Below are 22,749 nucleotides of genomic sequence, written 5' to 3'. Positions count from 1 at the left end.
TTCCGCAAGACTTGTTTTACGCCGCTTCCGCCAGCCGCAGTTCGAGGCGGTCCCAGATCTCGACCAGAGCGGAGACGAGTTCGCGCATCATGGTTTCGTCATGCGCAGGGCCGGGGGTAAAGCGCAGGCGCTCGGTGCCACGGGGAACGGTGGGATAGTTGATGGGCTGCACGTACACGCCATATTCGGCGAGCAGGATATCGCTGATCCGCTTGGCCTTGACGGGGTCGCCGACCATCAGCGGCACGATATGCGTGACGGAGGGCATGACGGGCAGGCCCGCGTCGCGCATTAATCCCTTGAGCGTCGCGGCGGCCGCTTGCTGGCCATCACGCTCTGCGCTGGAGGCCTTGAGGTGACGGACGCTTGCGAGAGCGCCTGCGACCAGTACGGGCGACAGGGACGTGGTAAAGATGAAACCGGGCGCATAGCTGCGGATCACATCGATAATCATCTGATCGGCAGCGATGTAACCACCCATCACGCCGAATGCCTTACCGAGCGTGCCTTCCACGATGGTCAGGCGATGCGCATTCCCATCACGGTCCGAAATGCCGCCGCCGCGTGGGCCATACATGCCGACAGCATGCACTTCGTCGAGATAGGTGAGCGCGTTGAATTCGTCAGCCAGATCGCAGAGGGCGTCGATCGGCGCGACATCGCCATCCATCGAATAGACGCTTTCGAAGGCGATCAGCTTGGGCGCTTCGGGATCGGATGCTTCGAGCAACTCACGCAGGTGCGTCACATCATTGTGGCGGAAAACCTGCTTTTCGCAGCCGGAATTGCGGATGCCTGCGATCATCGAGGCATGGTTCAGCTCGTCGGAATAGATGATGCAGCCGGGCAGCAGCTTGGCGAGCGTCGAGAGCGTGGCTTCGTTCGACACATAGCCGCTGGTGAACAATAGTGCGCCTTCCTTGCCATGCAGGTCGGCCAGTTCGCCTTCCAGATCGACATGGTAATGGGTGTTGCCACCAATGTTGCGCGTGCCGCCGGAACCTGCGCCAACGTCATGCAGCGCCTCTTCCATCGCGGACACGACAGCCGGATGCTGGCCCATGGCAAGATAGTCGTTGGAGCACCAGACGGTGATCGGCTTGGGACCATTATGGCCGTGGAAGCAGCGCGCATTGGGGAAATTCCCCTTGTTGCGCAGAATGTCGATGAAGACGCGATAGCGGCCTTCACTATGCAGACGGTCGATCGCCTGGCTGAAGATATGCTTGTAGTTCACGGCGCCGTCCCGACTGCTGCATCCCCTGTGCTTGCGCCATTTAGCCGCGAGATTTGCGATTTACCAGTGATAACCGTTCGCAGAAACGGCGGATTAGATTAGTCGCTTAAATGAATCATAGCGCTTCGATGCGGTCCAGGCCGAAGTTGTGAAGCGACTGCGCCAAAGCGCGGGTATTTTCATCGACGCGAGTGAACACTGCCACGCCCGGCTCACATGCTTCGGGCCATTGCTGCCCCTGCGTGAGATAGTCTATCCGCCGCGCGATGCCCGCGCCGCCGTCGACAAATGTAAGCGGTCGCGGACTGGCGGCCGTCAGCTCCTCCAGGAGCAACGGGAAATGGGTACAGGCCAGGGCAACGACGTCCATCTTGTCGCCACCGGGTTGGCCAAGCAGGCCATCCAGCGCGTTGCGTGCCACATTGGGGTCCAGCGGTTCGCCGCGTAGCTTTGCCTCGGCCAGGGCAACGAGATCGGCGGAACCATGGCGTAATATCGTGCAATCGGCGCCATGCTCGGCGGCAAGACGGTCTACATAGGGTTGCCGCACCGTCGCGTTGGTCCCCAACACGCCGATGACGCGCGTGCGCGATTGTTCCGCCGCAGGCTTGATCGCTGGGACCGTGCCGACCACTGGCACCTCGAGCGCGGAACGGACGACCGAAAGTGCGATCGTGGACGCTGTGTTGCAAGCGATCACGACCAGTCGGGGCCGGTATCGCTCCACAAGCCGCCCCAGGAGCGCAGGCACGCGAGCCGCGACTTCCGCTTCGCTTTTCGTGCCATAGGGAAAGCCCGCCGAATCCGCTGCGTAGATGACGGGCATATTCGGCAGCAGCTTGCGGGCCGGTGCGAGGATGGAGAGACCCCCCACGCCAGAATCGAAGAATAACACGGGAGCATCGGGAGATACGGACATATGCTTTCATTTCCCTGCGGCGATAGTGAAGTCAACCGTAGCGCGGAGAGGAACTCGCCTCTAAAGCACGGCGACGCCAGCACGTTCGGTTCATTTCGCCAGCGGGTGCGGCACTCATTATGGGATTGATCCAAATGCCATCCTCTTCGTTCGCGCCCCTGCTTGCCGTCCTGGTCGGATATCTGCTCGGGTCCATTCCGTTCGGCTTGCTGATTACCCGGTTTTCCGGTGAGGGCGACTTGCGGAAAATCGGTTCGGGGAACATCGGTGCGACCAATGTCCTGCGGACAGGCCGCAAAGGATTGGCGGCGCTGACCCTGGTGTTCGATCTGGCCAAAGGAATGGCCGCAGTCGCCATCGGTCACATGATCGATCCAGCGCATGGGGCGCTGATCTGCGGCCTGATGGCGTTCGTTGGTCATTGCTATCCCGTCTGGTTGCGCTTTGCCGGGGGCAAGGGCGTGGCGACGATGATGGGCGTGGTCCTGGCGCTGCATTGGCCAAGTGGTCTGCTGTTTGCGGGCGTGTGGATAGCCGCCTTGCTGCTCTCGCGGCGGTCGTCGGTCGGCGGGATGTCGGCGGCGGTCAGCGCGCCGATCGGCGCCTGGGCGATGGGCCATCCCATGCTTGCGCAGGCGTTTGCCGGGATGACGGCAATCGTGCTGTGGCGGCACCGCGCCAACATTGCGCGACTGATAGCGGGCACGGAACCCAAAGTCGGCAAGAAAGGCTGACTGCGTTGGACGCCTCACGCCTCGACAATCTGCGTCTTATCCGGTCGGCTCAGGTGGGGCCAGTGACCTATCGTCAGCTCATCGTACGATATGGATCGGCGACCAAAGCCATAGAGGCCATACCGTCGCTGGCTGCGCGTGGTGGCGGGCGTCCACCCCGCTTGGCCGATGTGGCGGCGGTCTCACGGGAAGCGGAGCGCGCGCGGGCGCTGGGCGCATCCTATGTGTTCGTCGGCGAGCCCGATTATCCTGCCTTGCTGGCAGAGATGGAAACCGCGCCACCTGCGCTGATTTATCGCGGTGACCTGTCACTTGCGAAGCAACGGTGCATCGCTCTGGTTGGCGCGCGCAATGCCTCGGCGGCAGCATGTCGCTTTGCGCGGATGCTAGGGCAGGGGCTGGCGGCGCAGGGTGTGACGGTCGTGTCAGGACTAGCGCGAGGGATAGATACGGCAGCGCATCAGGGATCGTTGGAGGGCGGAACGATCGGCGTGATCGCCAGCGGGATCGACATCGTCTATCCGCCAGAGAATGAAGCCTTGCAGGAACAGGTTGCGATGCGCGGGCTGCTGCTGGCGGAACAGCCGCCCGGAACGCAGCCGCTGGCGAGACATTTCCCGTCGCGCAACCGGATCATTGCCGGTCTTTCATTGGGGACCGTGGTTGTCGAGGCGGCGCCGAAATCTGGGTCGCTGATAACGGCGCGGCTTGCCGGGGAAGCGGGACGCGATGTGATGGCCGTGCCAGGTTCGCCGCTCGATCCGCGGACGCAGGGTTGCAATCAATTGATCCGGGAAGGCGCGATACTGATCCAGTCCGTCGCCGACATCCTGGAAGCGGTCGGCCCGATTCACGGCGCGATGCTGCGTCAGCCTGTCGATCCGTTCATGCCCGGAGCGCCTGTGGACGCGAGCGATGCGGAACGTCGCCGCATCGTCGATCTTCTCGGCCCGGTGCCGGTGCAGGTGGATGAACTCATCAGGCAATCCGGCATTGCGCCCGCGCTGGTTCAGACAGTCCTGCTCGAACTGGAATTGGCTGCACGGGTGGAGCGCCACGCGGGAGGGCGCGTAAGCCTTCAAAGCTGATCGCAAAGGCCGCTTGACGGGTCGGAACTTCGGCCGCCAGACTCGCGCGTATACGTGAGAGATCGTTTCAACAGAGGTTTTCGGCAGCAATATGCAGCTAGTCATCGTAGAATCGCCGGCCAAGGCGAAGACCATCGAGAAGTATCTGGGTGGGGACTTCCATGTCCTCGCCTCCTACGGCCATATTCGCGATTTGCCGCCCAAGGACGGGTCGGTGAACCCGGACGATGGCTTTGCAATGTCGTGGGAGAATTATGGCGACAAGGCGCGCCAGTTGAAGGCGATCACCGACGAGGCGAAGAAAGCCACGCGCCTCATCCTGGCGACTGACCCTGACCGCGAAGGGGAAGCGATCAGTTGGCATGTGCAGGAAGTGCTGCGCGCGAAAAAGGCGCTACCTCAGCAGGTTGACCGCGTAACCTTTAATGCGATCACGAAGGCGGCTGTGCTCGATGCGATGGCGCATCCGCGTGCTTTGGATGAGGATCTGATCGACGCGTATCGGGCGCGGCGAGCGCTGGATTATCTGGTGGGCTTTACGCTCTCGCCTGTGCTGTGGCGCAAACTGCCGGGCGCGAAGTCGGCGGGGCGTGTGCAGTCCGTCGCGTTGCGATTGGTGGTGGAGCGCGAGCGCGAAATCGAAAGCTTCAAGCCACAGGAATATTGGTCCGTCTCTGCCGAGATGGAGCAGGGCGGGGTATCATTCACCTCGCGCCTGATCCGCTGGAAGGGCGAGAAGATTGAGCGGCTGACCATCGGCAAGGAAGGCGATGCGCTGGCCGCGAAGGCTGATGTCGAGGCGGGGCGCTTCACCGTGCAGAGCGTCGAGACCAAGCCGGTCACGCGCAATCCTCCTCCGCCGTTCACGACTTCGACATTGCAGCAGGAGGCGGCACGCAAACTCGGTTTCTCGGCCAGCCACACGATGCGGATTGCGCAGCAACTGTACGAGGATGGCGCGATCACCTATATGCGCACCGACGGCGTGCAGATGGACGGCAGTGCGATTTCGGCGGCTCGCAAGGCGATATCCGATCGTTATGACGGCGGCTATCTCCCTGAAAAACCACGGCAGTATCAGACGAAGGCCAAGAACGCGCAGGAAGCGCATGAGGCCATTCGCCCAACCGAGTTTTCGCGCGACAAGGTCGGCAGCGGCGATCATGCGCGGTTGTACGATCTGGTGTTCAAGCGCGCGCTGGCAAGCCAGATGGCTTCGGCGCGCATGGAGCGGACAACGATCGACATGGTCGATGGCAGCGGGAGCCATACGCTGCGGGCGACGGGGCAGGTCGTGATCTTCCCCGGCTTCCTGGCGCTGTACGAAGAAGGCCGCGACGATGCCGAGGACGAGGACGGCAAGCTGTTGCCGCGCCTCGCCCAGGGCGATGCGCCGGCGAAGAAGGCAGTCAATGCGGAGCAGCATTTCACGCAGCCGCCGCCGCGCTACAGCGAGGCGAGCCTCGTCAAACGGCTGGAGGAATTGGGCATTGGACGGCCTTCCACCTATGCCTCGACGCTGCAGACGCTGAAGGATCGTGACTATGTGCGGGTCGAAAAGAACCGCTTCTTCGCTGAGGAAAGCGGGCGGCTGGTGACGGCGTTTCTGGAGCGATTCTTTGAGCGCTATGTGAGTTACGACTTCACGGCGGGCATGGAAGACGAACTGGACGATGTGTCCGGTGGTCGTGCGCAGTGGCAGGCCGTGCTCGAAGCGTTCTGGAAGGATTTTAAGCCCAAGACGCAGGAGGTGATGGAGCAGAAGCCCTCCGAAGTCACTGCCGAGCTGGACAAGTTCCTGGAGCCGATGCTGTTCCCGCCCAAGGCGGATGGTAGCGATCCGCGCGCCTGCCCGCTGTGCGATGACGGCAAGCTGTCGTTGCGCGGGGGCCGGTTTGGGGCGTTTATCGCGTGCTCCAACTATCCTGAGTGTAAGTTCACGCGGAAGTTTGGACAGCCGGGTGGCGATGGCGCTGCGGATACCGGACCGGAAGTGATGGGGCAGCACCCTGAAACGGGGCAGGACATCACGCGCAAGAGCGGGCGTTTCGGGCCGTATATCGAGATGGGCGAGGGCAAGGAGGCGAAGCGCGGGTCTATCCCAAAGGATTTGCCGGATGGTGAGTTGACGCTGGATTGGGCAGTGAAGCTGCTGAGCCTGCCGCGTACTGTTGGCGATCACCCGGAGACGGGCAAGCCGATCGTCGCGAACATCGGGCGGTTTGGGCCGTATCTGCTGCATGACGGCAAATATGCGCGGCTGTCCGGCACGGCGGAGATATTCGAGACCGGCATGAACGCGGCCGTCGCGAAGCTTGCTGATGCGGCGAACAAGGGGCCACGTTCGGCGGGAGGTCGTGAGCCGCTGAAGGTGCTGGGCAAGCATCCGCGTACCGAGGCGGAGATCAAGCTGATGGAAGGGCGCTACGGGGCCTATGTCACCGATGGCGAGACCAATGCGACTTTGCCCAAGACGGTGGACAAGGATGCTTTGACGCTGGAGGAAGCGGCGCAGCTAATCGACGCGCGTGCTGCCGCTGCTCCGGCGAAGAAGGGCAAGAAGAAAGCCGCGCCGAAGAAGGCTGCGGCGAAGAAAGCACCTGCCAAGAAGGCGACCCCGAAGAAGGCCGCTGCACCCAAGAAAAAGGCGGTGGCTGCGGAGTAGACCACCGCCATCGGGTGACGGTTACTCCACCCAATCCAGCCCGATGTCGCGATAGACGCTGCGATCGTTTTCCCAGTCTTCCTTCACCTTCACATGGAGGTAGAGGTGGACGGGCTTGCCGATCAGCGCCGCGAGTTCGGCGCGGGCCTGCGATCCGATCTGCTTGAGGCGCTGGCCACCCTTGCCCAGCACGATTGCGCGCTGTGTCGGTCGGCCGATCAGGATTTGTTGGTGAATTTCGAGAGAGCCGTCAGGCCGCTCGGTATATTTCTCGGTTTCCACGGCGGCGGCGTAAGGCAGTTCGGCGTGAAGTTGATGATAGAGCTGCTCACGGGTTATTTCGGCGGCCAGCATCCGGTCGGTGGCATCCGAGACCTGATCTTCGGGAAAGTGCCAGGGACCTTCCGGCATCATCTTGGCAAGGGCCGACTTGAACTCCGGCAGGCCATCTCCGGTAGCGGCGCTGACGAAGAAAATCTCTTGAAAACCAACGTTGTCGTTCAGCTTCTGCGCATGAACGAGGAGCTTTTCCTTGGTCGCGATGTCGACCTTGTTGATGATCAGGAGCTTGGGCTCCTTGCGTTCCTTCAGTCCTTCTACCGCGCGCTCCAGCTTGGTGCCGAGGCCCGCCTTTCCGTCGATCACCAGCGCGATGAGGTCAGCGCCCTGCGCGCCGCCCCACGCCGCCTGTACCATCGCGCGGTCCAGCCGGCGCTTGGGTTCGAAGATGCCGGGCGTGTCCACCAGGATCAATTGCGCCGCGCCCTCAATGGCCACTCCCATGACTCGGGTACGGGTGGTCTGCGCCTTGGGGCTGGTGATCGCGACCTTCTGCCCGACCAGCGCATTGACCAGCGTCGACTTGCCCGCATTGGGGGCGCCGACCACGGCAATAACGCCGCAGCGGGTTTGATTTTCAATGAATGTCATGCCGCCGCCATAGAGGAGCGGGCCGGAAATGAGAAGGCTAACTAAGCTGCGCCAGCATCGCCTTTGCCGCAGCGGTTTCCGCCTCCTGCTTCGACGCGCCCTCTGCCGACGCTTCGCCCACGCCGTTGATAGAGACGGTGACGGCAAAGCGCAGATTGTGGTGTGGCCCGGATTTGCCGGTCATCACATATTCGGGCGGGCGGCGGCGATTGGCGGCTGCCCATTCCTGAAGCGCGGACTTGGGATGCTTGGGGGCTGAGGATTGCGTGTCCACGCGTTCTGCCCACAAACGCCGGACCAGTGCCTTTGCCGCTTCCATCCCGGCGTCGAGGAACAATGCGCCGATGATCGCTTCCATGACGTCGCCCAGCACATTGTCGCTGTCGGTTGCCCCATCGTCGCGAGCCTGTTTGCCCAGCACCATGTGCTTTGGGACGCCGACGTCGCGAGCCACCTCGGCGCAGGTTTCGCCCGAAACGAGGGCATTGAAACGGCGGGAGAGTTTGCCCTCCGGTTCCGCGGGAAAATGCTCGAACAGCCATTCGGCCACGACCAGCCCCAGCACCCGGTCGCCCAGAAATTCAAGCCGCTCGTAATTGGCCGCTGCGGCGCTGCCATGCGTCAGCGCCTGCATGAAGAGTTGGGGGCGGGCAGGCGTGCGCTCGATCAGCGCGTTAAGCCAGTCCGCCGTATCGGCACGCATCAGAAGCTTTCGCCGATCCGGTCCCACCGCGCGGCGGTGAACCACGTCCAGGGCAGCAGCCATTGCGCGCTGCCATCGGTCGAGAATACCGAGACCAGGGCCCGCCCGACAAGATTTTCCTGCGGCACGAGGCCAATGCCGCCGCCGGGTTCAGCCGGGAAGCGGCTGTCGGCGCTCCGGTCACGGTTGTCGCCCATCAGGAATAGGCGTCCTTCCGGCACGACGACCGTGTCACGATCGTCAGCGGGGCCGTCCGGGTCAAGGTCCAGCACATTATAGCTTTTGCCATTGGGTAGCGTCTCGCGATATTGCGGATAGCGGCAATTGCGCGATCCGTCCTTTGCCTGCTCCTCGAACTGCAGGCGATAGCAGGGCGAGGGGTTGCCGTCCTTCTCCGCCGCAGCGACCATGTTCGCCGACGCCGGGATCACGAGATCTGCGACCTTCACCTTGGGAATGGCCTGACCGTTCAGGATAACAGTGCCGTTCTGAACCGAGATGAGGTCGCCAGGAACACCAATCACGCGCTTGATGTAATCATTGCGCTGGTCCGGCGGCGCCTTGAACACGACGACATCGCCGCGCTGTGGCTGCGACGCGAAGATACGGCCGGGGATCAGCGGCACGCTGAACGGCAGGCTGTAGCGCGAATAGCCATAGGGCCATTTCGCCACTAGCAGATAGTCGCCAATCAAAAGCCGGGGCTGCATCGATTCGGAGGGGATGTTGAAGGGCGACATGATGAAGCTGCGCAGCACCACCACGAAGACCGTGAGCTTCAGCAGGAACCACAGAAAGTCCCGCGTTTCCGATTTGTCGCTCATGCTTCTACGTTGCTTCCCTCGAATTATGATCGCGGCTTTGCGGCGTCCCGTCGCCAACGTCAAGGGACGGTGATTCTCCTGCCTATGCAAGCGCCGCTTCGATTGGCTATGGAGGCGGTGAATCTCCGTCGTGCAGCCGGGGGCAAGCCGACTTCCACTTAGAAGGACAAGTTTATGCCCAGCCCATCCTGGACCGCCATTCATGCGCAGCCCGTTCCTGAACTGAAGACGATTTTCGACAATGATCCGGATCGGTTGGCGAAGCACAGCCTGTCGGTCGGCCCAATCCGGTTCGACTGGAGCAAGACGCACCTGAACGCTGATCTGCTTTCGGCCTTTCAGCAACTGGCTGTCGAGAGCGACTTTGCAGGCAAGCGCGACGCGCTGTTCGCGGGTGCCAAGGTCAACAACACCGAAGGCCGCGCTGCCGAACATCCCGCCGAGCGGGGCGAGGGGAACCCGGAGAGTGTGGCTGCGGCAAAGGCGCTGCACGCGCGGATGCGTGCGCTGATCGATGCGATTGAGGCGGATGCCTTGGGGCCGGTGCGTCACATCATTCATGTTGGCATTGGCGGGTCGGCGCTGGGACCGAACCTGATCGTCGATGCTTTGGGTGGAGCGGACAATCGGTACGATGTTGCGATCGTCTCCAATGTCGACGGCACCGCGCTGGAGGCGGCGCTGGACCGGTTCGATCCGACGGCGACGATCCTTGCCGTGGCGTCCAAGACATTCACCACGACCGAGACGATGTTAAACGCCGCCAGCACGATCAACTGGATGGTAGAGGCGGGGATCGACGATCCCTACGGTCGCGTGATCGCGCTGACCGCCGATCCGGAGAAGGCGTTGGAGTGGGGTGTCGACGAAACGCGCGTACTTCCCTTCAACGAGAATGTGGGCGGGCGATATTCGCTTTGGTCCTCCATTGGATTTCCTGCGGCTCTGGCTTTAGGATGGGATGCGTTCGAGAGCCTGCTGGAAGGCGCGGCGGTCATGGATCGGCACTTCCGCCTGGCCGAGCCGGAGGCGAATGCGCCGTTGCTCGCGGCTTTTGCCGACCTCTATTATGCGCGAGTGATACAGTGCCAGACGCGTGCGCTGTTCGCTTATGACGAGCGATTGAAGCTGCTGCCATCCTATCTTCAACAACTGGAGATGGAGAGCAACGGGAAGAGCGTCACTTCCGAAGGGCAGCCGGTTGACGGCCCGACTGCCCCGATCACTTGGGGCGGCGTTGGCACCGACGCGCAGCATGCGGTGTTCCAGTTGCTGCATCAGGGCACGCATACCGTGCCAGTCGAGTTCATCGCTTCGATCGAGCCTGGGCATACGCTTGACCCGGCGCATCACCGGACGCTGCTAGTCAATTGCTTCGCGCAAGGTGCGGCATTGATGCGGGGCAAGGACAATGCGGATGATCCGGCGCGTGCCTATCCGGGTAATCGACCTTCCACGACGATCCTGCTTGAGGACGTGACGCCGCAGTCGCTGGGTGCTCTGATCGCGTTCTACGAGCACCGCACGTTCGCCAATGCCGCGCTGATGGGGATCAATCCGTTCGACCAGTTCGGCGTCGAATTGGGCAAGCAGATCGCCAAGTCGATCGAGCAGGACGGACCGACTGGCTTTGATCCCTCGACCATGGCGTTGATCGACCTTGCTTTGGGTTGAGGTGAGACCGATCACAGCTACCGATTATTCCTTTTGGAATTAAGCACCGCCCCTCGCCATATTGCGATAAATAACGAAAGCCTTGTGCATGAGCGACTATGATTATGACCTGTTCGTCATCGGCGCGGGGTCGGGGGGCGTCCGGGCTGCGCGCATTTCGGCGGCGCATGGCGCGAAGGTTGCGGTGGCGGAGGAATATCGGGTTGGCGGCACATGCGTCATCCGTGGCTGCGTTCCCAAGAAGCTGCTCGTCTATGGCGCGCATTTCGCCGAAGACTTGAAGGATGCGCGGCGTTTCGGCTGGAACGTGCCGGACTGCGATTTCGACTGGAAGACGTTGCGCGACAACGTGTTGGCCGATGTCGACCGCCTGAACGGCATTTATCAGCAGACGCTCGACAGCAATAAGGTCGACACCTTTCACGAGCGCGCGACCATAGCGGGTCCGCACGAAGTGAAGCTCGCCAGCGGCAAGACGGTGCGCGCGAAATATATCCTGATCGCGACGGGCGCTTGGCCGATGCTGCCCGACTTTGATGGCGTCGAGTATAGCATCACGTCCAACGAAGTATTCCACCTGGATGAAGCGCCGAAGCGCATCGTTATCGGCGGCGGCGGCTATATCGCGAACGAATTTGCCGGCATCTTCCATGAATTCGGCGCCCATGTGACGATCGTCAATCGCTCCGACACGATCCTGCGCGGTTACGACGCGCAGATTCGCGATCGGCTCCTCCAGATCAGCATGTCGAAGGGAATCAACTTCCGCTTCAATGCCGAGTTCGAGAAGATCGAGAAGAATGAAGACGGCACATTGTGCGTCCGCATCAAGAATGGCGATCCGATAGCCTGCGACGTGGTGCTGTTCGCGACCGGGCGTCAGCCGAATACGAAGGGGCTGGGGCTGGAGAATGCTGGCGTCGAACTCGACAAGCAGGGCGCGATCAAGGTGGACGAATACAGCAAGTCGTCGTGTGAGAGCATCTATGCGGTGGGCGACGTAACGAACCGGGTACAGTTGACGCCCGTTGCGATTCGCGAGGGCCACGCCTTTGCCGACACCGTATTTGGCGGCAACCCGCGCACGGTGGATTACGCTTGCATCCCCTCCGCAGTATTCAGCCATCCCCCCATCGGCGCGGTCGGCATGACCGAAGCGGAAGCTCGCAACAAGTTAGGGACGGTCAAGGTGTATACTTCTGACTTCCGGGCGATGAAGAATGTGTTGGCGAACCGGAACGAGCGTGCGCTTTACAAGATGGTTGTGGATGCCGCGACGAACCGGGTGGTCGGGCTGCACATGATCGGACCCGACGCGCCGGAGATATTGCAGGCAGCGGCGGTCGCGGTGAAAGCGGGTCTTACCAAGCAGGATTTCGACGACACCGTGGCACTGCATCCGAGCATGGCGGAAGAGCTTGTTCTGCTGAAGTGAAGCAGATTGAGAAGTTGACGGTAAAAAGCGCTACTCGATAGTGTAGGGCACGACCTGCCGGTTGTTGGGATCGACGCGGATGGGCCGGTCAGCGGGCGGGAACGCGCGCTGGTCGCAGCTCTGGCGGGGGCACAGGCGACAGGTGACACCGATCGGCGTGGCGGCGGCTTCGTCGGTAAGCTGTAGTCCATCAGCGTAGACGAAGTTGCCCGCATGTTCGATTTCGCAGCCAAGAACAACGGCATAGCGGCGAGGCGCGCGGGCATAGCTGCCTGATGGCTTCACAAGTCCTTTCGCCATCGAAACGTATCGGACACCGTCCGGGGTTTCGCCGAGTTGGACGAGGATGCGGTCGGGGATTGCGACGGCCTCGTGGACAATCCAGAGCGGGCAGGCTCCGCCGAAACGCGCAAATTGCAGGCGAGTGGCGCTGTGGCGTTTGGTGATGTTGCCGGCCATGTCGACGCGGCAGAAGAAGAAGGGGATGCCGCGCATACCGGGACGTTGCAACGTTGATAGCCGATGGCATGCCTGCTCGAAACTCACGCCGAATCGGCGGGCGAGCCTGTCGATATCATGCCGGACTTCGCGCGCGGTTTCCCGAAAGCGGGCATAGGGCATCAGCAGCGCGCCAGCGGCGTAGTTGCTAAGACCGATTGTCAGCAGGCGGTCCGACCCCGGCGCGGACAGGGCCGCCCCGGCGGTCACCTCTGCGATCAACGAGGCGCCCTCCGCCGATACGAGTTGATGCGCCAGCATGAACTTGCGGCTTTCCGGCGGCAGGGCAGCGTTGATGAACAACTGTCTGGTGTCGACGTCAAAAACGCGAAGGGCGCTGTCTCTCGCCTCCAGAATGCGGGTTTCTATGCCGTGGCGATCACGAAGCGCCGCAACCAAATTAGCCTCGGTCAGGCGCTCTCCATCCGATAGCGCTGCCCACAGATCTTCGGCCATGCAGTCAAGGCTGTGGACGTAATTGCCTGCCTCATGGAACCAGTCGCGAACGGCTTCCCAGGGCATTCGCGCCTGCGCCGCCATGTCGTTCGCAATGGCTTCTTCCATCATGTTCAGGCGTTCATTGGCGCGGGCGTAGGCGCGATGCAGGTCCACGAAGCGAGCAGCGAATTCGGGGAATTGCAGATGTAGCTTCTCGATCCGCTCCGCTTCCAGCGGACCGCTCGCGACATCAGGATGCGCAAGAGCGAAAGTGAAAGCGCCGAGAAGTTGTTCCTCTTCCCGCGCGTCGAACGCAGCCCAATCGAGAGGGAAGGCGCCTGCCAATGCTGCCTTGACCTTGGCGGTCAGCGGGCGGTCGTCATTCTCCAACTGGCTGAGATAAGAAACCGAAATGCCGAGGACCGCCGCCATTGCTGCCTGATCCATGCGCTGATCCAGCCGCAATTGCCGCAGCTTCTGCCCCGCAAATATCCGTGCGCCCCGTGCCATCGTTTCGCAGTAATTTGCAAAGTATGTTTTTGCAAATCCGCAAATTCACAATTGCCCTTTGGTCCAAAGACTGAAAAGGACATGCTGCCTATTCCGGGAAGAGGATGTTCATGTCGAAGCTGGCCGTAGTAGAGAAGCTGGAAACCATGCGCGAGGCGGCTCGAATGGGCGGCGGCGAGAAACGGATCGCCGCGCAACACGCGAAGGGCCGGTTGACCGCGCGCGAGCGGCTTGACGTGTTGCTCGACGAATGCAGTTTCGAAGAACTCGACATGTATGTCGAACACAACTGCACTGACTTCGGCATGGAAGCGACGAAGATCCCCGGCGACGGCGTGGTCACGGGATCGGGTACGATCAACGGTCGGCTGGTGTTCGTGTTCAGCCAGGATTTCACTGTGTTCGGCGGATCGCTATCCGAACGACACGCGCAGAAGATCTGCAAGATCATGGATATGGCGCTAAAGGTCGGCGCGCCGGTTATCGGCCTTAACGACAGCGGCGGCGCGCGTATTCAGGAGGGCGTCGCCTCGCTCGGCGGTTATGCCGAAGTGTTCCAGCGCAATGTGCTGGCATCCGGCGTCGTGCCGCAGATCAGCCTCATCATGGGGCCGTGCGCGGGCGGCGCGGTATATTCGCCTGCGATGACCGACTTCATCTTCATGGTGAAGGACAGCAGCTACATGTTCGTCACTGGCCCTGACGTGGTGAAGACGGTGACGAACGAGATCGTCACACAAGAGGAACTCGGCGGGGCCGTGACGCACACGACGAAGTCCGGTGTGGCGGACGTGGCGTTCGAGAATGACATTGAGGCGCTGCTTTCGACGCGTGACTTCATCGATTTCCTGCCCGCATCGAACCGTGAATCCGCGCCTGAGCGTCCGACGGCTGACGAGTGGGACCGGGTCGAGGAGAGCCTGGACACGCTGATCCCGGCCAATGCCAATCAACCCTACGACATGCACGAACTTATCCGGAAGGTTCTGGACGAAGGCGACTTCTTTGAAGTGCAGCCTGCCCATGCTGGGAACATTCTGTGCGGATTTGGCCGGGTCGAAGGGCGGACCGTGGGGATCGTGGCCAATCAGCCGATGGTGCTGGCGGGCTGCCTCGATATTGGCGCGTCCAAGAAGGCGGGGCGTTTCGTGCGGTTCTGCGACGCGTTTGACATTCCGATCATCACCTTCGTCGATGTGCCGGGCTTCCTGCCTGGCGTGGGGCAAGAGCATAACGGTATCATCAAGCATGGCGCGAAGCTGCTGTTCGCCTATGCGGAGGCGACCGTGCCGAAGATCACCATCATTACGCGCAAGGCCTATGGCGGCGCGTATGATGTTATGGCGTCCAAGCATCTGCGCGGCGACTTGAACTATGCGTGGCCGACGGCGGAAATCGCCGTGATGGGCGCGAAGGGCGCGGTGGAGATCATCTTCCGCGGCAAGACGCCGGAAGAGATTGCCGAGCGCACCAAGGAATATGAGGATCGCTTCGCCAATCCGTTCGTGGCGGCGTCAAAGGGTTTCATCGACGAAGTGATCCAGCCCCATTCCACACGCAAGCGGATCGCGTTGGGCCTGCGGAAACTGCGCAACAAGGCGCTGGAGAATCCGTGGAAGAAGCACGACAATATTCCGCTGTGAGGATGCCGCAATGAAACTCGGACGTCTGAATCATATCGGCGTTGCCACCCCGTCGATTGAGAAATCCATCACCTATTATCGCGATGTGATGGGTGCGACGCATATCCACGAACCTTTCGATCTGCCCGCGCAGGGCGTGAAGGTGTGTTTTGTCGATACGCCGGGGGAAAATGGCACCGAAGGGACGCAGATCGAACTGATAGAGCCGCTAGGGGAGGCGTCACCGATCCACAGCTTCATTGCCAAGAACCCGGCGGGTGGGCAGCATCATATGTGCTATGAAGTGCCGGACATCCATGAGGCGAAAGTGTGGTTCGAAGGCCGGGGCGCGAAGGTGCTCGGTGAACCACGCATAGGCGCGCATGGCACACCGATCTTCTTCGTCCATCCCAAGGATATGAACGGGGTGCTGACGGAGATCATGGAAACACCAAAGGGTGAGGCGCATTGATGGAACACGCTATCGATGAACGAACGCGCTGTTCCGCGCTCGGGATAAGCTTGTCGAAGCTTTCCCTCGGAAAAAATGAAGGGGTCTTGCTGCGCTCGGAAGATTCCTTTGACAGGCTCGGTGCGAACGGAGTTTGGGAGCGTCTCACGTCGTTAGCAAAGGCCGCAGCATGACCTATGAAACCATTCTCACTTCCGTCGTCGATGGCGTCGGCGTTCTTTCCCTGAACCGGCCTGAGCGGCTGAATGCGCTCACGCCGCAGATGTTTCATGAGATTGTGGATGCGCTGGAGGCATTTCCGGGTCAGGGGGCGCGGGCGGTGCTGCTGAAGGCCGAAGGCAAAGGTTTTTGCAGCGGAACCGACCTCCAGGCCGAGGGCGGATTGCCCGAGGACATCGGCGAAATATTGGAGCGGGACTATAACCCCTGCATGGAGCGCTTTCGCGCTTCGTCGCTGCCAATGGTCGCGCAGGTGCATGGGGCCTGTGCGGGAATAGGCGCATCGCTGGCGCTGGCATGTGATTTCGTGGTGGCGGGGAAGTCGTCCTACTTCCTCCAGGCCTTCGTCAACATCGGGTTGGTGCCGGATGGCGGCGCTACGTGGATGTTGCCTCGGCTGGTGGGACGCGCACGGGCGACGCAGATGATGATGCTGGGCGAACGCCTTGGTGCTGAGAAGGCCGAGGATTGGGGGCTGATCTACAAAGCTGTAGATGACTCAGGGTTAGCGGACGAGGCGCTGGCGCTGGCGAAGCGGCTGGCGGCGATGCCCACGGTGGCGCTTGGGCTGATCCGCAAGGGGATTGCCGTAGCACAGGAATCGAGTTTCTCGCAGGGGCTGGCGCTGGAACGCGCGCACCAGCGGGACGCGGGGCGCAGTGCGGATTTCAAGGAAGGCGTGCAGGCCTTCCTCGCAAAGCGTCCCGCCAAATTTGAGGGCAGGTAATGACCGACAAGCCATCTTTGGATCAGTGGCAGGTCGCGGCAGCGAAAGAGGTCAAGGGCAAAGATCTGACCTGGCACACGCCCGAAGGGATCGACGTCAAGCCGCTGTATACGGCCGAGGACGTGACGGTCGATCCCGGCCTTCCCGGCTTTGCGCCTTTTACGCGCGGTGTGCGGGCGAGCATGTATGCAGGGCGGCCGTGGACGATCCGGCAATATGCGGGCTTCTCGACCGCCGAGGAGTCCAATGCCTTTTATCGGCGCAATCTGGCGGCAGGGCAGAAGGGGCTGTCGGTCGCCTTCGATCTGGCGACGCACCGTGGCTATGACAGCGACCATCCGCGCGTCGTCGGTGACGTTGGCAAGGCAGGCGTGGCGATCGATTCCGTCGAGGATATGAAGATCCTGTTCGACGGCATTCCGCTCGACAAGATGAGCGTGTCGATGACGATGAACGGCGCGGTCATCCCGATCCTCGCCTTCTTCATCGTGGCGGGCGAGGAGCAGGGTGTCGACCGCAAGCTGCTCGACGGGACCATCCAGAACGACATCCTCAAGGAGTTCATGGTCCGCAATACATACATCTACCCGCCCGAGCCGAGTATGCGGATCATATCCGACATCTTCGGCTATACCTCGCGGGAGATGCCCAAGTTCAACAGCATCTCCATCTCCGGCTATCATATGCAGGAGGCCGGGGCGACGCAGGTGCAGGAGCTGGCCTTCACCATCGCGGACGGGCGCGAATATGTGAAATATGGTGTGGCGTCGGGGCTGGACATCGACAAGTTCGCCGGGCGGTTGAGCTTTTTCTTCGCGATCGGCATGAACTTCTTCATGGAGATCGCCAAGCTGCGCGCTGCGCGCGTGCTGTGGCATCGGGTGATGACGAACCTGGGCGCGCAGGACGAGCGGTCCAAGATGCTGCGCACGCACTGCCAAACGAGCGGCGTTTCGCTGACCGAGCAGGACCCCTACAACAACGTGATGCGCACGACGATCGAGGCGATGGCTGCGATGCTGGGCGGTACGCAGTCGCTGCACACCAATGCGCTGGACGAAGCGATCGCGCTGCCGACCGATTTCTCCGCCCGGATCGCGCGCAATACGCAGATCGTGATCCAGGAAGAGACCGGCATGTGCAATGTCGTCGACCCGCTGGGGGGAAGCTATTATATCGAAAGCCTGACGCAAGAACTGGTCGACAAGGCGTGGGAAATCATCGAGCGCGTCGATGCCGATGGCGGCATGGCGAAGGCGGTTGCGGCGGGCTGGCCCAAGGCGATGATCGAGGAAGCCGCGGCGGCGCGTCAGGCGCGGGTCGATCGGGCCGAGGACGTGATCGTTGGCGTGAATAAGTACCGCCTTGCGACCGAAGATGCGCTGGAAACACTGGAAGTCGATAATGCCAAGGTCCGCGAAGGACAGATAGCGCGGATCAACTCGGTCAAGGCTTCTCGTGACGAGGCTGCTTGTAAGGCGGCGCTGGATGCCCTGCGTGAGGGCGCGAAGGGTAGCGAGAACCTGCTGGCGCTGGCCGTCGAGGCCGCAAGGGCGCGTGCTACGCTGGGCGAAATCAGCCTGGCGATGGAAGATGTGTTCGGCCGCTATGGCACGCAGCCCACGCCAGTCAAAGGCGTCTATGGCGCACCTTACAAGGATGACAATCGCTGGAAACAGGTGCTGGATGGCGTGGCCGCAGTCGAGCACCGGTTGGGCCGCAAGCCCAAGCTGATGGTCGCGAAAATGGGACAGGACGGGCATGATCGCGGCGCGAATGTGATCGCCTCTGCCTTTGGCGACATGGGCTTCGATATTGTGTCCGGTCCGCTGTTCCAGACGCCGGAAGAAACGGTGGTGTTGGCGCTGGAGAGCGAAGTCGATGTGGTGGGCGCGTCATCTCTGGCGGCAGGGCACAAGACGCTTATCCCCGAGCTCATCAAGCTGCTTCGGGAGAAGGGGCGCAACGATATCAAGGTGATCGCGGGGGGCGTGATCCCGCCGCAGGACTACGACTATCTACGTGACGCAGGCGTGCAGGGCATTTATGGACCCGGCTCCAACGTCGTGGAATGCGCGGCCGACGTGCTGCGCCTCCTCGGCCACAACATGCCCCCGCTGGAGGATGCTGCGTGACCGCTGCCACTGCCCGTACCGACTGGACCCGTGAAGAGATCGCGGCGCTGTTCGACTTGCCTTTTTCCGACCTGATGTTTGAGGCGCAAACCGTGCATCGCGCGTGTCACCCGCGCAATGAAGTGCAGCTTTCGACGCTGCTGTCGATCAAGACGGGCGGCTGTGTCGAGGATTGCGGATACTGCAATCAGTCCGTCCATGCTGAGACTGGTCTGAAGGCCGAAAAGCTGATGGACGTCCGCGCCGTTCTGCAATCGGCGGCGCAGGCGAAGGACGCTGGTTCCGGGCGTTTTTGCATGGGCGCCGCCTGGCGCAGCCCCAAGGCTCGTGACATGCCAGCCATTGTGGAGATGGTGAAGGGTGTGCGGGCCATGGGTCTGGAAACCTGCATGACGCTGGGAATGCTGACTGCGGAGCAATCGCAGCAACTCGCTGAGGCCGGGCTGGATTATTACAATCACAACATCGATACATCGCCGGAGAACTACGCGAACGTTATCACGACGCGCAGCTTCGAAGACCGGATCGAGACGCTGGAGAATGTGCGCGCCGCCGGGATCAACGTGTGCTGTGGTGGGATCGTGGGCATGGGCGAGACGCGGGAGGATCGGATCGGGTTCCTCCATGTTCTTGCCACGATGCCGCACCCGGAAAGCGTGCCAATCAACGCGCTGGTGCCCGTGAAGGGCACGGCGCTGGGCGACATGCTGGCCGATACGCCGCTCGCCAAGATCGACGAGATCGAATTCGTTCGCACCGTCGCCGTTGCACGCATTGTGATGCCGCAGAGCATGGTGCGACTGTCGGCGGGCCGGGAGAGCATGAGCGAGGCGTGTCAGGCGTTGTGCTTCATGGCTGGGGCGAACAGCATCTTTACCGGCGACCGGCTGCTAACGACGCCGAACGCGGGGGACAATGCCGACGCGGCGCTGTTTGCGAAGCTGGGCGTGAATGCGATGCAGGTGGCTCCGCAATCCGTCAGAGAGGAAAGCCTATGTTGCTGATGCTGCTTTTGGCGGCGGCAGGGTGCGCCGACCCGCAGACGCAGGCTCAAATGACACAGTGCGCGGGTCAGGCTTATGCGACGTCGGATGCGGCTATGACGCGGCAATGGAAAGCGACCTATGCGTATATGAAAGGTCGCGATGCACAGAATAAATCGCGCGGCGGCGGCTTTGGGTATGCCGCGTCATTGTTGGCCAGCCAAAGGGCCTGGCTTAAATATCGCGATACACAATGTGTGCTGTCGTCGGGCGAGTTTGCAGGCGGCTCCATGCAGCCGCTGGCAGCAGCACAGTGTAAAAAACGGCTGACCGATGCACGAACTGGCGAACTTAAGTCGCTGATCTGGCGAAAATAATCGGTGTCTTGAGCGCCCGGCCATATCGATGACAAGCTAATAGCAAAAACGAGAGACCCTGATGGCAATAACCAAAATCCTCATCGCGAACCGTGGCGAAATCGCGTGCCGGGTGATCCGTACCGCACGCAAGATGGGCATTGCCACAGTCGCGGTCTACTCCGATGCCGATGCGCGAGCGCCGCATGTGCTGATGGCGGACGAGGCGGTGCATATCGGGCCTTCGCCTGCCGCCCAGTCTTACCTGATCGCCGACAAGATCATTCAGGCGTGCAAGGATACGGGCGCGGATGCGGTACATCCGGGCTATGGTTTCCTCTCGGAGCGGACAAGCTTTGCCGAGGCGCTGAAGGACGCAGGGATCGCATTCATCGGCCCGCCTCCGGGCGCGATTGCCGCGATGGGCGACAAGATCGAGTCCAAGAAGCTGGCCAAGGAAGCAGGCGTCAACGTAGTGCCGGGCTATGTGGGCGAGATCGACGATTCCGATCATGCGGTGCGGATTTCCAACGACATCGGCTATCCGGTGATGATGAAGGCATCGGCAGGTGGCGGCGGCAAGGGTATGCGGCTTGCCTATAGCGAGCAGGATGTGCGCGAAGGCTTCGAGGCGACCAAGCGCGAGGGGCTGGCGAGCTTTGGCGATGATCGCGTGTTCATCGAGAAGTTCATCGAGAGCCCGCGTCATATCGAAATTCAGGTGCTGGGCGATCAGCATGGCAACATAGTCTACTTGAACGAGCGCGAATGTTCGATCCAGCGCCGCCACCAGAAAGTTGTCGAGGAAGCGCCTTCGCCCTTCGTCACGCCCAAGATGCGCAAGGCAATGGGCGAGCAGGCCGTCGCACTCGCACGGACTGTGGGCTATTATAGCGCAGGCACGGTGGAATTGATCGTCAGCGGCGCGGATACGACGGGAGAGGGGTTCTACTTCCTCGAAATGAATACCCGGCTTCAGGTCGAGCACCCGGTGACAGAGCAGATCACCGGCCTCGATTTGGTCGAGCAGATGATCCGCGTTGCAAACGGCGAGAAGCTGTCCTTCACGCAGGATGATGTGAAGATCAGCGGCTGGTCGGTCGAGAACCGAGTCTATGCCGAAGATCCCTATCGCGGGTTCCTGCCTTCGACCGGGCGTCTGGTGCGCTATAATCCGCCGGAAGTGGCGGAAGGCGTGCGCGTGGACGACGGCGTGACCGAGGGCGGTGAAGTCAGCATGTTCTACGATCCGATGATCGCCAAGCTCATCACCTATGCACCGACGCGGCTGGAGGCAATCGACAAGCAGATCGACGCACTGGACCGATTCGAGATCGATGGGCCGGGGCACAATATCGATTTCCTGTCCGCCATCATGCAGCATGAGCGTTTCAGATCGGGCAACATCACCACCGGGTTCATCGCGGAGGAATATCCCGAAGGCTTCCATGGCGCCCCCGCTTCGCGCGAGTTGCTGCGTAAGCTGGCAGCGATCGGGGGCTTTGCGGCGATGGCGCAGGCGGATCGCGCGCGGCGTATCGATGGACAATTGGGACGTCGCCTGAAGCCGCCGACGGGGTGGCAGGTCAAGGTCGGCAAGGGGGACGCAGGCGTCGTGCACGACGTGACCATCGCGATGGACGAAGTGACGGTCGATGGCGAACTGCTGGACGTGAGCCTGGAATATACGCCCGGCGACCGGATCATCGAGGCGGATTTCGACGGCGAGGCTTTGGCGGTGCGGATAGCGCCGGTGCGGGGAGGATTCCGACTAACCGTGCATGGAGCCGCCCATGTCGTGCGCGTGCTGCCCGCCCATGTCGCGCCGCTGGCGCAGCATATGATCGAGAAAATCCCGCCGGATCTTTCGCGTTACCTGATCTGTCCGATGCCGGGCCTGCTGGTCTCGCTGAACGTTGGTGAGGGCGATAAGGTGGAAGCGGGTCAGCCGCTTGCGGTCATAGAAGCCATGAAAATGGAGAACATCCTTCGTGCGCAGAAGAGCGGCGTCGTGAAATCGCTTTCCGCCAAGGCTGGAGACAGCCTGGCGGTCGACGCGATCATTCTTGAGATGGAGTGAGGATTATTCCGCTTCGTTCGTGTAATCGGTTGCTGCCGACAAATGGACGAGGTTGGAATTAATATGCATCTGAACCACGACCCGGCGGCTACGCCAGCCGCCGAGATCGACTTCGACGCCTTTCTGGCCGTGGATATCAGGGTAGGCACGATCATGTCGGCTGAGCCTTTCCCGGAAGCCCGCAAACCAGCCTACAAGTTGCTGATCGACTTCGGACCGGGGATCGGGGAGCGCAAGAGCAGTGCGCAGATCACCGAGAATTACGAGATCGAGCCGCTTGTGGGGCGGCAGGTTGCGGCCGTCGTCAACTTTCCGCCACGCCAGATCGGAAAGTTCATGTCGCAGGTGCTGACACTCGGCTTTCCCGACGAGAACGGCGCAGTCACGCTGTTTGCGCCGGACAAAGCTGTGCCGAATGGGGCAAGGCTATTCTGAGACCGACTTCGTGATAGTTGCGGCATCCCGGCAAACGCGGCAATAGGAGGGAAAATCGGAAGGGG

The 22,749-nt window shown here is 61.5% G+C and carries 19 protein-coding genes; 13 read left to right on the top strand and 6 right to left on the bottom strand.

Annotated elements, in window-relative coordinates; translation table 11 throughout:
* Positions 1-16 precede the first annotated feature (16 nt).
* Complete coding sequence (gene hemA, locus C1T17_RS11590) at positions 17-1,237, bottom strand: 5-aminolevulinate synthase (protein ID WP_104953580.1); 1,221 nt, start codon at positions 1,235-1,237, stop codon at positions 17-19.
* A 115-nt stretch (positions 1,238-1,352) separates the two neighbouring features.
* On the bottom strand, positions 1,353-2,156 hold the full coding sequence (gene murI, locus C1T17_RS11585) for a glutamate racemase (protein ID WP_104953579.1): 804 nt from the start codon (positions 2,154-2,156) through the stop codon (positions 1,353-1,355).
* Positions 2,157-2,290: 134 nt separating this feature from the next.
* Here murI and plsY point away from each other — a divergent pair, with 134 nt between their 5' ends.
* The 3 genes from plsY (at position 2,291) to topA (ending at position 6,643) form a co-directional block, all read left to right on the top strand.
* Positions 2,291-2,890, top strand: coding sequence for a glycerol-3-phosphate 1-O-acyltransferase PlsY (gene plsY, locus C1T17_RS11580; RefSeq protein ID WP_104955175.1), 600 nt, complete (start codon positions 2,291-2,293; stop codon positions 2,888-2,890).
* Positions 2,891-2,895: 5 nt separating this feature from the next.
* Positions 2,896-3,978, top strand: coding sequence for a DNA-processing protein DprA (dprA, locus tag C1T17_RS11575; RefSeq protein WP_104953578.1), 1,083 nt, complete (start codon positions 2,896-2,898; stop codon positions 3,976-3,978).
* A gap of 91 nt (positions 3,979-4,069) precedes the next feature.
* Entirely contained in the window at positions 4,070-6,643 is a 2,574-nt protein-coding gene (gene topA, locus C1T17_RS11570) for a type I DNA topoisomerase (RefSeq protein WP_104953577.1), read from the top strand.
* A 21-nt stretch (positions 6,644-6,664) separates the two neighbouring features.
* Here topA and era read toward each other — a convergent pair whose 3' ends face one another.
* The 3 genes from era to lepB are packed head-to-tail and all read right to left on the bottom strand — an operon-like array spanning position 6,665 to position 9,100.
* Entirely contained in the window at positions 6,665-7,573 is a 909-nt protein-coding gene (gene era, locus C1T17_RS11565; RefSeq protein WP_104953576.1) for a GTPase Era, read from the bottom strand.
* A gap of 37 nt (positions 7,574-7,610) precedes the next feature.
* The gene (gene rnc / locus C1T17_RS11560) at positions 7,611-8,276 is read right to left on the bottom strand and encodes a ribonuclease III (RefSeq protein WP_104953575.1); all 666 of its coding nucleotides are present in this window, start codon (positions 8,274-8,276) and stop codon (positions 7,611-7,613) included.
* Positions 8,276-9,100, bottom strand: a complete 825-nt coding sequence (gene lepB / locus C1T17_RS11555; RefSeq protein WP_104953574.1) for a signal peptidase I — start codon at positions 9,098-9,100, stop codon at positions 8,276-8,278. Before lepB ends, rnc begins: the two co-directional genes overlap by 1 nt.
* Before the next feature lie 174 nt (positions 9,101-9,274).
* On the opposite strand from lepB, the gene pgi reads away from it, so the two are divergent.
* Both pgi and gor read left to right on the top strand, forming a co-directional pair.
* Positions 9,275-10,774 (top strand): glucose-6-phosphate isomerase, encoded by a 1,500-nt coding sequence (gene pgi, locus C1T17_RS11550; RefSeq protein ID WP_104953573.1) that lies wholly within the window; start codon positions 9,275-9,277, stop codon positions 10,772-10,774.
* A gap of 88 nt (positions 10,775-10,862) precedes the next feature.
* Positions 10,863-12,209, top strand: a complete 1,347-nt coding sequence (gor, locus tag C1T17_RS11545) for a glutathione-disulfide reductase (RefSeq protein WP_104953572.1) — start codon at positions 10,863-10,865, stop codon at positions 12,207-12,209.
* A 30-nt stretch (positions 12,210-12,239) separates the two neighbouring features.
* Here gor and C1T17_RS11540 read toward each other — a convergent pair whose 3' ends face one another.
* Positions 12,240-13,655, bottom strand: coding sequence for a short-chain fatty acyl-CoA regulator family protein (locus tag C1T17_RS11540; protein ID WP_104953571.1), 1,416 nt, complete (start codon positions 13,653-13,655; stop codon positions 12,240-12,242).
* 110 nt (positions 13,656-13,765) lie between these two features.
* Here C1T17_RS11540 and C1T17_RS11535 point away from each other — a divergent pair, with 110 nt between their 5' ends.
* The 8 genes from C1T17_RS11535 to C1T17_RS11500 all read left to right on the top strand — a co-directional run bounded on the left by C1T17_RS11535 (position 13,766) and on the right by C1T17_RS11500 (position 22,684).
* Positions 13,766-15,298, top strand: coding sequence for an acyl-CoA carboxylase subunit beta (locus C1T17_RS11535; RefSeq protein WP_104955174.1), 1,533 nt, complete (start codon positions 13,766-13,768; stop codon positions 15,296-15,298).
* Between the two features lie 10 nt (positions 15,299-15,308).
* Positions 15,309-15,749: a methylmalonyl-CoA epimerase gene (gene mce / locus C1T17_RS11530; RefSeq protein ID WP_104953570.1), complete on the top strand. Its 441-nt coding sequence runs from the start codon at positions 15,309-15,311 to the stop codon at positions 15,747-15,749.
* Positions 15,750-15,918: 169 nt separating this feature from the next.
* Entirely contained in the window at positions 15,919-16,695 is a 777-nt protein-coding gene (locus C1T17_RS11525) for an enoyl-CoA hydratase-related protein (protein WP_104953569.1), read from the top strand.
* Positions 16,695-18,830, top strand: coding sequence for a methylmalonyl-CoA mutase (gene scpA, locus C1T17_RS11520; RefSeq protein ID WP_104953568.1), 2,136 nt, complete (start codon positions 16,695-16,697; stop codon positions 18,828-18,830). The genes C1T17_RS11525 and scpA overlap by 1 nt, the downstream gene beginning before the upstream one ends.
* Positions 18,827-19,834, top strand: a complete 1,008-nt coding sequence (bioB, locus tag C1T17_RS11515; RefSeq protein ID WP_223262561.1) for a biotin synthase BioB — start codon at positions 18,827-18,829, stop codon at positions 19,832-19,834. The genes scpA and bioB overlap by 4 nt, the downstream gene beginning before the upstream one ends.
* Positions 19,825-20,190: a lysozyme inhibitor LprI family protein gene (locus C1T17_RS11510; protein ID WP_104953566.1), complete on the top strand. Its 366-nt coding sequence runs from the start codon at positions 19,825-19,827 to the stop codon at positions 20,188-20,190. Before bioB ends, C1T17_RS11510 begins: the two co-directional genes overlap by 10 nt.
* A 61-nt stretch (positions 20,191-20,251) precedes the next feature.
* Complete coding sequence (locus C1T17_RS11505; RefSeq protein ID WP_104953565.1) at positions 20,252-22,249, top strand: acetyl/propionyl/methylcrotonyl-CoA carboxylase subunit alpha; 1,998 nt, start codon at positions 20,252-20,254, stop codon at positions 22,247-22,249.
* A 63-nt stretch (positions 22,250-22,312) separates the two neighbouring features.
* A complete protein-coding gene (locus C1T17_RS11500; protein WP_104953564.1) occupies positions 22,313-22,684 on the top strand; it encodes a tRNA-binding protein in 372 nt (123 codons plus the stop codon).
* Positions 22,685-22,749 lie beyond the last annotated feature (65 nt).

The sequence above is a fragment of the Sphingobium sp. SCG-1 genome (assembly GCF_002953135.1).
In the GTDB taxonomy this organism is placed as follows: domain Bacteria; phylum Pseudomonadota; class Alphaproteobacteria; order Sphingomonadales; family Sphingomonadaceae; genus Sphingobium.
Note: the sequence above shows the minus strand (reverse complement) of the source record. Positions and strands in the feature narration are given on the sequence as shown.

Excerpts from the sequence above, each read along its gene's own strand:
- mce (WP_104953570.1), top strand. The coding sequence starts at position 15,309 with ATGAAACTCGGACGTCTGAATCATATCGGCGTTGCCACCCCGTCGATT.
- C1T17_RS11500 (WP_104953564.1), top strand. The coding sequence starts at position 22,313 with ATGCATCTGAACCACGACCCGGCGGCTACGCCAGCCGCCGAGATCGAC.
- rnc (WP_104953575.1), bottom strand. The coding sequence starts at position 8,276 with ATGCGTGCCGATACGGCGGACTGGCTTAACGCGCTGATCGAGCGCACG.
- murI (WP_104953579.1), bottom strand. The coding sequence starts at position 2,156 with ATGTCCGTATCTCCCGATGCTCCCGTGTTATTCTTCGATTCTGGCGTG.
- C1T17_RS11535 (WP_104955174.1), top strand. The coding sequence starts at position 13,766 with ATGTCGAAGCTGGCCGTAGTAGAGAAGCTGGAAACCATGCGCGAGGCG.
- C1T17_RS11510 (WP_104953566.1), top strand. The coding sequence starts at position 19,825 with ATGTTGCTGATGCTGCTTTTGGCGGCGGCAGGGTGCGCCGACCCGCAG.
- era (WP_104953576.1), bottom strand. The coding sequence starts at position 7,573 with ATGACATTCATTGAAAATCAAACCCGCTGCGGCGTTATTGCCGTGGTC.
- plsY (WP_104955175.1), top strand. The coding sequence starts at position 2,291 with ATGCCATCCTCTTCGTTCGCGCCCCTGCTTGCCGTCCTGGTCGGATAT.
- lepB (WP_104953574.1), bottom strand. The coding sequence starts at position 9,100 with ATGAGCGACAAATCGGAAACGCGGGACTTTCTGTGGTTCCTGCTGAAG.
- scpA (WP_104953568.1), top strand. The coding sequence starts at position 16,695 with ATGACCGACAAGCCATCTTTGGATCAGTGGCAGGTCGCGGCAGCGAAA.
- C1T17_RS11505 (WP_104953565.1), top strand. The coding sequence starts at position 20,252 with ATGGCAATAACCAAAATCCTCATCGCGAACCGTGGCGAAATCGCGTGC.
- pgi (WP_104953573.1), top strand. The coding sequence starts at position 9,275 with ATGCCCAGCCCATCCTGGACCGCCATTCATGCGCAGCCCGTTCCTGAA.
- topA (WP_104953577.1), top strand. The coding sequence starts at position 4,070 with ATGCAGCTAGTCATCGTAGAATCGCCGGCCAAGGCGAAGACCATCGAG.
- gor (WP_104953572.1), top strand. The coding sequence starts at position 10,863 with ATGAGCGACTATGATTATGACCTGTTCGTCATCGGCGCGGGGTCGGGG.
- C1T17_RS11540 (WP_104953571.1), bottom strand. The coding sequence starts at position 13,655 with ATGGCACGGGGCGCACGGATATTTGCGGGGCAGAAGCTGCGGCAATTG.
- C1T17_RS11525 (WP_104953569.1), top strand. The coding sequence starts at position 15,919 with ATGACCTATGAAACCATTCTCACTTCCGTCGTCGATGGCGTCGGCGTT.